The 11,320-nt window shown below is 75.3% G+C and carries 4 protein-coding genes; all 4 read right to left on the bottom strand.

Annotation, left to right across the window (positions count from 1 at the left end):
- Positions 1 to 32: 32 nt before the first annotated feature.
- Genes AB0J57_RS01825 through AB0J57_RS01810 form a run of 4 tightly spaced genes read right to left on the bottom strand, consistent with a single transcriptional unit; the run spans position 33 to position 11,312 of the window.
- Positions 33 to 1,313, bottom strand: coding sequence for an MFS transporter (locus AB0J57_RS01825; RefSeq protein ID WP_366125924.1), 1,281 nt, complete (start codon positions 1,311 to 1,313; stop codon positions 33 to 35).
- A complete protein-coding gene (locus tag AB0J57_RS01820) occupies positions 1,313 to 2,875 on the bottom strand; it encodes an amino acid adenylation domain-containing protein (RefSeq protein WP_366125923.1) in 1,563 nt (520 codons plus the stop codon). The genes AB0J57_RS01825 and AB0J57_RS01820 overlap by 1 nt, the downstream gene beginning before the upstream one ends.
- Entirely contained in the window at positions 2,872 to 6,348 is a 3,477-nt protein-coding gene (locus AB0J57_RS01815; RefSeq protein WP_366125922.1) for a beta-ketoacyl synthase N-terminal-like domain-containing protein, read from the bottom strand. The genes AB0J57_RS01820 and AB0J57_RS01815 overlap by 4 nt, the downstream gene beginning before the upstream one ends.
- Positions 6,345 to 11,312: an amino acid adenylation domain-containing protein gene (locus tag AB0J57_RS01810; protein WP_366125921.1), complete on the bottom strand. Its 4,968-nt coding sequence runs from the start codon at positions 11,310 to 11,312 to the stop codon at positions 6,345 to 6,347. Before AB0J57_RS01810 ends, AB0J57_RS01815 begins: the two co-directional genes overlap by 4 nt.
- Positions 11,313 to 11,320 lie beyond the last annotated feature (8 nt).

The raw sequence follows: 11,320 nt of genomic DNA, 5'->3' as shown, positions 1-11,320 counted from the left end.
GGCTTCTTCCAGTCGAAGGGAGGGGCGGCGGGTCAGGCGGAGACCGCGCGCGGGGCCTCGGCGTCCTCGTGGGGCTCTTCGGGCTCCCGGGCCTCCGGTGCCCTGGTGCGCTGCGCCCAGCGGGCGGCGGCCGGTGTGGCCAGCCCTCCCGCCAGCAGGACGCCCGCGAACAGCAGCCAGCCCGGCCAGCCCCAGCCGACGATCACCGCCGTGGCCAGGAGCGGGGTGACCGCCGCGCCGACCCTCTGGACGAGGTTGAACAGCCCCTGGTACTGGCCGTGGGCGTGGGCGGGGGCCAGGTCGTACGACAGCGCCCACGAGCCGGCCGAGTGCAGCATCTCGCCGAAGACGTGGACCAGCGCACCGGCCAGCAGGCACACCACGGCCACCCACGCGGGCTGACCGGCGGCGACCGCGAACAGGGCGCAGCAGACCGCCAGCAGCAGCCCGGCCCTGCGCATGGCCCGCGCACCGCCCGTGACGTCCTCGGCGCCCTTGCTCATGCGGACCTGGAAGAGCACGCACACGACCGTGTTCAGGAACATGATCGCCGCGTAGACGGAGACCGGCGCCTCGGTGCGGTCCGCGATCCAGATGGGCAGGGCCACCGTCAGCAGCGCGTCGGTGCCCAGCACGAGTACGGCGTTGAGGGCGGCCACCGCCAGGAAGGGGACGTCACGCAGCACGTGGCGGCTCTTGGCCTCCTCCGGCCGGGGCGGCGCCTGGGTCCCCGGCAGCCGGCAGCAGAGCAGACCGGCGACCACGAACAGCGCGCCACTGACAAGGAGCAGGGTGGTGAAGACCGCCCGGGTGTTCACCGCGAGAGCCGCCCCGCCGAGCAGGGTGCCCAGCGACAGGCCGATGTTGATGACGGACTGGAGATAGGCGCGGGCCCCCACCCGTTCCGACGGCGGCAGCGCCTCGGCGATCAGTGCGCCCCGCGCGGCCGCACTGGCGGAGTCCGCCATCGCGGACAGGCTCACCACGACCAGGAAACCGGCGAATCCACCGGCGAGGGTGTAACCGCACACCACCACGCCCTGGAGCACGCCGAAGGCGATGGACGTGGTCCGCGACCCGAGGCGGTCCGACAACTGGCCGGCCGGAAGGCTCACGAGCATGGCCAGGACCGCCGATACGGTCAGCCCGAGGCCCACCCGCTGCGACGGGATCTCCACGGTGCGCAGGAAGTACAGCACGGTCACGGAGAGCAGGAACCCGTTGGCGACGGTCCGCGCGAGGTTGCTCACGGCGAGGACGCCGACGACGCCACGGCGCGGCCTCAGATCACGCAGGATCGACAGCGCTGCCATCAGACGGCCCCCGCCCGTGCGTCGAACGCCCGCCGCAGCGCCGGGCGGTCGATCTTGCCATTGGGGTTGAGCGGCAGCTCCGTCATGTGGGCGAACCGACGCGGCACCATGTGCACCGGGATCCGCTTGCGCAGCCAGAGCATCAGGTCGGTGGGCCGCTGCTCCTCTCCCGTGTAGCAGGCGACGAGTTCGGTCTCCGTCGCGCCCTCGACCGGGACGACGACCGCCTCGGTCACGGCGGGGTGGCGGCGCACGGCGGCCTCGATCTCACCCAGCTCGATGCGGTAGCCGCGCAGCTTGATCTGGTTGTCGAGGCGCCCGAGGTGCACCAGGGCGCCGTTCTCGTGCCGGACGCGGTCGCCGGTGCGGTAGTAGTGGCCGGGCGTGAGATCGCCCTCCCCCCGATGGATCCGGGCGCCGGACTCCGGGTCGTACGACAAGAACCTGCCCGCGTTGTCGGAGGGGTCCAGGTAGCCGTCGAAACGCTGGGAGCCACGGACGCACAGCTCGCCCTCCGGGGCAGGCCGCCCTTCCTCGTCCAGCACCACGTGGTCGAGGAAGTCGTACACCGGGCCGATGGGCACCGTGTCGTTGGAGGTCACGGGCCACTGCGCCGGATCGTGCGGCAGCCGGAACTCCGTGCAGGCCACGGTGAGTTCGGTGGGTCCGTACACGTTCTCGATCACCGCGTGGGGCGCCGTCTCCCGCCACAGGCGCGCCTGCTGGTACGTGAGCTGTTCGCCGATGAAGATCCCGTACCGCAGCCCGGTGGCCAGGCCCGGCGGCAGGTTGCCGAGCGCCGCCGCCACCGACACCACGGACGGCACGGAGAACCAGTGGGTGATGCCCCGCTGGACGACGTAGTCGACCGGCTTCATCAGCTCGGTGCGCTGCGGCACCACGAGCGTGGCACCGGCACCCCAGGTGACGAACACGTCGAAGACCGACGGGTCGAAGGTGAGGTCGAAGGTGTGCGAGACCCGGCAGCCCGGCCCGACCTCGAAGCGCTCGATGTTGTGCGCGATGTACGGTGCGAGGTTGCGGTGCCGGATCGGCACGCCCTTGGGACGGCCCGTCGATCCCGACGTGAACAGGACGTAGGCGACGCCGTCCGGCGCCGTGGCGCAGGGCGGCAGGTCACCGGCGGGCTCCAGGGCGGCCGTCTCGGCATCGGTCAGCCGCAGCACCGTCGCCGACAAATCACCGCCCAGGACGGCTAGTTGGGTAGCACCGCTGTCGTCCACGACGAGCGCCTCGATGCCCGCGAGGTCGCAGACCGACCGGTTGCGCGCCGCCGGGTAGCCGGGGTTGAGAGGGGTGACCGTGGCACCCAGCCGCAGGGCCGCGAGGTACCCGGCGAAGGCGGTGAGGCTACGGGACGCGAGCAGGGCGACCCGGCGGGGCGCCGCGCCGTGGGCGCGCACGAGGGCGCCCGCGACGGCGTCGGCCCGCCGGTCCAGCTCGCGGTACGTCACGACGCTCTCGCGCACCTCCAGGGCGACGGCGTCGGGGGAGTGCCGCACGCTGCGGCGGAACCATTCGTACAGGGTGCGGTCGGTCACTTCAGTCCTTGCGTACGGGTGTGCTCTGCGAGAAGTCCGGCGAACGCCGGGTGGTGCGCGGCGGCGAAGTCCAGGCAACGCCACAGCAGTTCCCGGGTCGGCGCCGGATCGTGCCCCTGGCGGGCGAGCCAGCCCGACCAGGCGTGGGCCTCCAGCCGCCCGCCGCCGAGGGCGTAACGGCGGAGCCGCCGGGGCGCCAGCGGGTCGAGGGCTTCGTTCTCCCGGTCCAGCGCGCGCAGCGCCACGGCGCGCTGCCACTCACGGCCGGGCACGGCACGGGTGGCGCCGGCGCCCTCCGCCAGCAGCTCGCACAGCGCCGCCGGGGTGACGGTCGTCGCGTCGACGAGGTGGTAGGCGCGGCCCACCGAGCCGGGCAGCAGCGACAGTTCGGCGACGGCCCGGGCGACGAGGTCGACCGGGGCGACGGCCAGCGGACGGTCGTCGCGCGGGTGCGCGCCGACGGCCAGGCTCCCGGCCAGCAGCCGCCAGAGCGGGTCCGCCGGGTCGCACGCGCCGGTGCCGGCCGCGCCGAGCAGCAGTCCGGTGCGGAACACCCGGACGCGCATGCCGTCCTCCTCGGCGCGCTCCAGCAGCCGTTCGGTCGCCCAGGCGACGGTGGCCGGGCCGTCCGCCCCCGGCTCCAGGGGCTGGTCGCGGCTCTCCTGGACCGCCCCTTCACCGCCGAGCGCGGTACCGCACGCGGCCAGCGACGACAGGCAGGTGAAGTCCTGCGCGCCGGCGCGCCGCATCCAGGCGAGCAGGCCGGCCAGCGGCGGCAGCGCGTCGCCGCGGAGCCGGGCGTACGAGCCGGTGGCCCCGGCCGGCTCCGCGCGGTGCACGACCCGGCCGATCCGGCCGTCGTCGTGCTCGTCGAGCAGTTTGCCCAGGTCCGCCGCCCGGCCCAGCAGCAGCGGCACGCGTTCGGGCGCGGGCTCCGGCAGTCCGGCCGCGGCGGCGCGGGCGCGCAGCAGCTCCCGCGCCTCCCGCTCGTCGGCGGCCGGTACGAGGCAGTGCACCCGGCCCGGGGCGGTCCTGAGCAGCTCGTGCAGGACGAAGGTGCCGAGCAGGTCCGTCGCCGTGGTGAGCAGGGCGTCCGGTGCGTCGGAGCGCACCGCCGTGGCGGGGCGCCCCAGGTCGAGCGCGAGATCGGCGGTGAGGAGGCCGGCCTCGTCGGCGGGTTCGTGCGGGGCCGCCGGGGCGTGTCCGGCGGGCCCGCTCCCGGCGGGCGATTCGCCGCCGCCCTTCAGCCCGGTGACGACCCGGGCCAGCCGGCGCACGGTGGCCCGGCCGCCGCCCGCCCGGTAGACATTGACGGACACACCGTGGCGGCGCTGGACGGCGGCCTCGATGCGCATCGCGGTGAGGGAGTCCCCGCCGAGCGCCGCGAACTCGTCGTCGAGCCCGAGGGCGTCCACGCCGAACAGCTCCCGCCACAGCCCCAGCAGGTCGGCCTCGACCGGGTCGTCGGAGACGGCCACCGCCGTTTGGCCGGCGCTGTCGTCCGCCGCCGCTCCCGGCGCGGCCGCCGGCGGCACGGCCACGGGCGGCAGCCGGTCCAGCGCCCAGTGGCGGGTGCGGGTGAACGGGTACGTGGGCAGGGGCACCCGCCGGCCGCGCCCGTCGGCCAGCACCTCCCAGGCGACGTCGGCGCCGTGCAGCCAGGCGGCGGTGACCGCCTCGTCGATCCGGTCGGCGAGCGTCCCGGCGTCCCCGCGCGGGTCGAGGACGTGCCGCCTCGGCGCCGGCTCGCCGTCACCGACGACCACGGTGAAGCCGTCCTCGTGGCCGGACCGGTCCCCGGGGTCGGCCACCACGTCGCAGCGGCCGCGCAAGGCCAGGGTCAACTGCCCGACGACCGGTTCGGCGACCTCCTCGCCCGCCGTGACGAGCAGGCGTACGCGCTGCGCCGGGCGAGGCGTGCCGGGCGCCCGGTGCCGCAGGGCGTCCGGCAGGGCGCCGGGCGCGGCGGTCACCACCCGCCGTTCGGCGAAGGCGACACGTCCGACCCGGAGGGTGTGGGCGGCGTCCGTCGCGGTCGCGGCACCGCTCTCCAGCGCGTCCGCCATGTCCCGGGCGAGCGCGTCGAGTTCGCCCGCCGTGCGTGCGGACAGCACCAGCCGGACGCGGTCGCGCTCGGGCGCCGGCGCCCGGGTCGCGGCGGGCGGGGGCCCGAGAACGGCGGTGGCGTTGGTACCGCCGAGGCCCATGGAGTTGACGAGCACGAACCGCTCGTCGTCCGCGACGAGCCCCGGCTCCGCCGAGATGGTGAAGGGGCTGTCGGCCAGCACCCCCGGGTTGCGGGGCCGCTCGTACAGCGGGTGCGGGGGCACGTGACCCGTACGCGCCACCTGTACGGCCTTGATGAGCCCGGCGATTCCGGCGGCGGGGCCGCAGTGACCGATGTTCGCCTTCACCGAGCCCAGCGCGCAGTAACCGGTGCGCGGCTCGGCGGAACCGTCCTCGCCGGCCCTGACCCCCTCGGTCAGCCCGCGCAGTTCGATCTGGTCGCCCAGCGGTGTGCCCGAGCCATGCGCCTCGACGTACCGGAGCTGTGTGCCGCGCACCCCGGCGACCTCCAGCGCCGAGGCCACCACGTCGGCGAGCCCGGCCGGGCTCGGGGCGGTGAACCCCGAGCGGGCGGAGCCGTCGTTGCCGACCGCCGTGCCGTGGACGACGGCGAGGACCGGGTCCCCCTCGGCGAGCGCGTCACCGAGCCGCCGCAGGGCCACCACACCGACGCCCGAGCTGAACGAGGTGCCCGTGGAGCGGGCGTCGAAGGGCCGGCAGTAGCCGTCGCGCGACTGCAGCCCGCCCGGACGGTACCGGTAGCCGAGCAGCGGCTCGTTCACGGTGGCTCCCCCCGCGAGAGCCATGTCGCACTCGCCGGACAGCAGGCTCAGTACCGCGTAGTGCACGGCGGTCAGTGAGGAGGAGCACGCGGTCTGCACACCGACCGAAGGCCCCCGCAGGTCCAGCTTGTACGCCACCCGGGAGGCCAGGAAGTCCCCCAGGCCGCCCAGGTGGAGGGCCACGTCGTCCACGGCGGCCAGGACCCCGCCCTCCAGGGCGCGGCCCGCGTGCAGCGCGGTCATGTACGTACTCGGGCTGCACCCGGCGAAGACACCGGTGACCAGCGGGCTGCCCCGGTGCGGGCGGCCCGCGGATTCCAGCGCCTCCCAGCACGCCTCCAGGAAGACGCGCTGCTGCGGATCGGTGGCCTCCGCCTCGCCGGCCGAGTAGCCGAAGAACTCGGCCGCGAACTCCTCCGCGCCCGGAATCCCGGCCGCGCGGGTGACGTAGTCGGGCGAGTCCAGGACCTCGTCGGTCAGCCCGGCCGCCCTCAGCCGGGCGGGGTCGAGGTCGCGGACGGCGACCTTCCCGTCGGCGATGTTCCGCCAGAACTGCCCAGCGTTCCAGGCGTCGGGGAACCGGCAGCCGACGCCGATGACGGCTATCGCGGTGTCGTCGCTCACGCGGAGCGCTCCTCGGCGGCACCGGCGGCACCAGCGGCACCGGCGGCCGGGCGCCGCGTCCGGGCCGGCAGGCGGCCGCGGCCACCCGCCGCACGGGCGGGCGCCACCGGCGTGGACTCGGCCTGTCCGGCACGGTCCGGCCCGCCGAGGAACGCGGCCTGCGCCCGTACCGTGCTGTGCTGGAACAGGTCGGCGGCGTCGATGTCGTCGTCGGTGAACTCCGACAGCCGGTCCAGCAGGACGATCAGCAGCAGCGAATCGCCGCCCGCCTCGAAGAAGTTGACGTCGTGCGGCACATCGGGCACGTCCAGGACCTCGCACCAGGCGGCGGCGACCCGGGACGTCAGGTCCCCCTGCGTCAGGTCCTGCGTCGGTACGGGGTGCTGTGATGCGGCGGTGGGGAGCACGGGGGCCTCCAGGTCGTTGGTCAGGTCACGGGCGGCGTCGGCCAGCCCGGTCAGCAGCTCGTCGGCGGTCGACGCGTCGAAGAGCGCGGTCGCGTAGGCGAGGGACAGCCCCAGGCGGTCGCCGCCTCCGGTCGCGGTCAGCTCCAGCTCGTACTTGAGCCTCAGCGCGGGCGGCCGCAGATAGCGGGAGCCCGTGGCGTCCCCGAGCCGGGGCGCTGGCGGTTCCTCGTCCGTCGCGTTGACGTAGAGCGGTGTCACCGCCGGGCGGCTCAGGTCGCGGTCCGGGTGCAGCCCGGCGGCCAGCAGCTCGAACGGGGTGTCCGCGTGGCGGAAGGCGGTCAGGGCGGATTCCCGTACCCGGGTGAGCAGTTCCCGCCAGGTCGGCCCGTCGGTCAGGTCGGCCCGTACGAGCAGGGTGTTGACGAACATCCCGACCGCGCCGGTGCTGCCCGGGACGTCGCGCCCGGCCCACGGGAACGCGAACAGGAAGTCCCGCTGCCCGCCGCGCCGGGCCAGTACCGCGGCGAACAACGTTGTCGCGGTCATGAACGTGGTGCAGCGCAGCTCCCCGGCCACCTCCCGGACCCGGGCCGTCAGATCCGCCGGCAGCGGCAGCTCCCGGCTGTCCGCCGCCACGTCCTGGGTGGCGCCCCGGGGCCGGTCGTGCGGCAGGTCCGCGTCGGTGGGCGCGCCCGCCAGCGCCGCGAGCAGCACGTCCGCTCCGTCACCCGGACCGGGCGCGGGCGGGAGGGCCGCCGGGTGCACCGGCTCGGGAAGGACCAGGGGTTCGCCGCTGCGCAGCGCGCGGTAGGCCGTGGCGAGCTCGTCCATGACGATCTGGAGCGACCAGCCGTCGCTCACGATGTGGTGCACCCCGTACGCCAGGACCGTACGGTCCCCGCCGGCAGCGATCACCGCACCGCGCGCGGGTGCCTCCTTCGCCAGGTCGAAGGGCGACCAGCAGACCTCCGCCACATGGGCGTCCAGCTCCTCGTCGCTCCAGCCCGTGCCGTCGACGAGCGTGACCTCGGGCGGCGCGCCGTCGGTCCGGTAGCACACGCGGCGCTGCCTGGCGTCGAACGTGAAACGGGACCTCAGCGCCGGGTGGCGGCCGAGGACCACGGCGAACGCCTCGCGCAGTGCCGCGCGGTCCACGGCGCCGGTGAACTCGACCACGCTGGGCGCCAGGTAGGCCGTACGCAGGGCGGGCAGCCGGTCGATCAGCCACAGCCGCTGCTGGACGGAGGTGGCCGGGTGCGGCCCCTCCTCCGGCGCGGCCGGGCGCGGCCGCGCCGACGGCACGTGCCCGGGCCCGGCGGGGAGGCAGGCCGCGAGCCCCGCCACGGTCGGGTCGGCCAGGAAGGAGCGCAGCGGAATCGCCGTGCCCCACTCGTCCTCGGCCGCCGCCAGCATCCGGACGGCGAGGAGCGAGTGCCCGCCCAGGGTGAAGAAGTCGGCGTCCGGGCCGAGGGCACCCACCAGTGGCGCACCACCATCCGCCGCCCGGCCCAGGAACCGGGCCATCAGCCGGGCCGCACGCCGCTGTCGCGGCGTCAGCTCGGCGGCGCGGGTCTCCTCGTGGCGCAGCGGCCTGTCCCGCAGCCCCGCCAGGGCCGTGAAGTCGACCTTGTCGTTGGCGGTGCGGGGGAGGGCGTCGACGACGTACACCTCGGAGGGCAGGACGGCGGACGGCAGCCAGCGCCGCAGGGGGCGGACGACGTCCTCCCGGGTGGGGGGCGTGCCGTCCGCGTCCTTCAGCTCCACGTACGCGACGAGCTGGACCGGGGTGCCGGTGGCGTGTACGGCGGCCGCCGTGACGGCGGGGTTCTCCTCGATGAGCCTGCGGACCTCACCGGGCTCGATCCGGTTGCCGAGGATCTTCACCTGGTCGTCGGCGCGCCCCAGGTACTCGAGCAGGCCGTCGGGCCGCAGCCGCACCCGGTCGCCGGTGCGGTACATCAGCGCGCCGGGTTCGGTGGCGTACGGGTCGGGGAGGAACGCCTCCGCCGTCCGTTCCGGCCGGCCCAGGTAGCCGAGGGCGACGCCCGCCCCGGCCACGTACAGCTCGCCGGGGACCGTGGCGGGCAGCTCCTCGCCATGCGGGCCGAGGACGTACGCGCGGGTGCCGGGCAGGGGCAGGCCGATGGGGGGCTGCCGTTCGTCGTCCGGATCGACGGGGGCCCAGGTGCTGTTGCAGGACGCCTCGGTCGGCCCGTACACGTTGCGCACGCGGACGTTCCAGCGGCGGGCGCAGTCGGCCGCGAGCCGGCGCGGCAGGGCTTCGCCGCCCGAGTACACCAGGCGGAGGGTCGTGGGCGCGCTGTCCGGGCCGTCGGCCTCCAGCATCGCGTGCAGCAGGCTGGGGGTGACCGAGCCGGCGACGGTGGCCCCCTCGGGCCCGCGGACCAGGGAGAGCAGGGCCCGTGGATCGCGCCGCTGCACGTCGTCGGCGACGATCAGCCGCGCCCCGGCGAGCAGCGCCTCGATGACGTTGAACGTGGCGGGGTCGAACGCGGTGCCGGCGGTGAGCAGCAGCCGGTCGTCCGGGCCGAGGCCGGCGTCCTCGGCCCACCACAGTGCCGTGTTGAGCAACCCGCGATGGGGTACGAGCACGCCCTTGGGCCTGCCCGTCGTGCCCGAGGTGTAGATCAGGACGGCCGGATCCTCGCCGTCCGGCCGGACCGTGTCCACCGGTCCGTAACCGTCGCCGTGCGCTCGCACCTCGTCCAGCCGCACCGGCTTCACGGAGGTGTCGAGGCCGTGCAGCAGCTCGGCACCCGCCTCGTCGACCAGGGCCAGCGACGCCCCGGTCTCCTTCAGGATGAAGTCGACGCGGGCGGGCGGTGTGTCCAGGGCCAGCGGTACGAACGCCGCCCCGGACCGCAGCGCGCCGACCCAGCTCGCGACGAGCGCGCCGCCCCGGGAGCACAGCACCGGGACGAACGAGCCACGCCCCGCGCCGTGCGCCCGCAGGTGCCCGGCGACGGCCTGTGACCAGGTGTCGAGCTCGCCCCACGTCAGCGTGGTCCCGGCACAGGTCACGGCGGGGGAGCCGGGGTCCATGGCCGTCATCCGGCGCTCCAGCGCCTCGACGACCCCACGCGGGCCCGTCGCCGGGTCGCGTTCCTCGCCGACCAGCACCCCGGGGGGCAGCGCGCCCGACGCGCGTGTGGTGAGCGGGAGTTGGCACAGCTTCGCACCCGGGTCGCGGACGGCGGCCCGGAGGAAGGCCGTGAAGTTCTCCGCCAGGGCGCGGGCCGTCTCGCCGTCGTAGCGCTCCACGTCGTACTCGATCGTGCCGGTCAGGCCGCCGTCCGGACCCTCGTCCAAGCCTTCGCCCGGGCCCCCGTCCGGGCCCCCGTCCCGGTACTCCAGGACGAGGGAGAGGTCCTGCTTGGCCGTTCCGGTGGGCAGCAGCACCGGAGGCTGCCAGCGCGGTTCGCCGTCGGTGCGCGGCGCGGGGGCGTTCTGGAGGATGAAGCCGATGTCGGCGAGCCCGTCGCCTCTGCGCAGTCCCTCGCCGCCCGTCCGGGCCAGGAGCCGGTCGAACGGCAGCCGCTGGTGGTCCAGGACGCGGAAGGCCTCGCCGCGCACCTGGGTGCACAACTGCTCGAAGGTGCCCTGCGGATCGGGGCGGCAGACCAGGGGCACCGTGTTGACGAAGAAGCCGACGAGCCCGGCGACGGCGGCGTGGGGCCGGTTGGCGGCCACGGTGCTCAGCAGGAACTCCTGACGCCCGGTCCACCTCTGGACCACGGCCTGGAAAGCGGCGAACAGCACGGTGAACGGTGTCGCCCGCAGCCTCGTCGCCAGGTCCCCGGCTTCCCGGACGAGCCCGGCGGGCAGGTGGAAGACGTACTGCTCGCCCTTGCGGTCTCCTTCCGGCACGGATCGCCGCGGCGGGCGGCTGCCCAGGGTGACCTCGCCCAGGGCGGGCAGCAACTGCGCGGCGCGGGCGTCGAGGGCGGCGGCGAGCGCGTCGTCGTCGTGGCAGGTGCGTTCCCACGCCGCGAAGTCGGCGTACTGGACGGGGAGTTCGGGAAGGTCGACCGCCTCGCCCGTCAGTGCCTGCTCGTAGGCGGCGGCCAGGTCCTCGTACAGCGTGGACAGCGACCAGCCGTCGATGGCGATGTGATGCACCGTCAGCAACATGCTGTCGCCGGCCTCGCCGCCCCGCCACACCGTGCACCGCAGCGGCGGGGCGGCGGACAGGTCGAACGGGGCGCGGGCGCGCCGCTCCAGCTCCCCGGTGGTCGCCGGTCCGTCGACCACCTCGACCGGGACGGGCGCCGGGGCGTGGACATACTGGACGGGGCGGCCGTCGCGCAGCCCGTAGGTGGTGCGGAGGACTTCGTGGCGCGTGACGACCGCTGTGAGCGCCTTCGTCAGGGCCGTCACCTCGACCGGCCGGTTCCAGCGGGTCAGCAGGGGGACGTTGTAGACGGCCGTCCCGGGGGAGGCCGCGTCGATGTACCAGAGCCGTTCCTGCGCGGAGGACAGCGGCGCGACGGTGGCGGACCTGCGGTACGGGGCGGTGGGCGGGGAGTGCTGTGCCATCGGATCGT

Source organism: Streptomyces sp. NPDC049837 (assembly GCF_040674455.1).
Classification (GTDB): domain Bacteria; phylum Actinomycetota; class Actinomycetes; order Streptomycetales; family Streptomycetaceae; genus Streptomyces.
The sequence above is the reverse complement of the archived record's forward strand: the minus strand, read 5'-3'. Positions and strand labels throughout refer to the sequence as shown.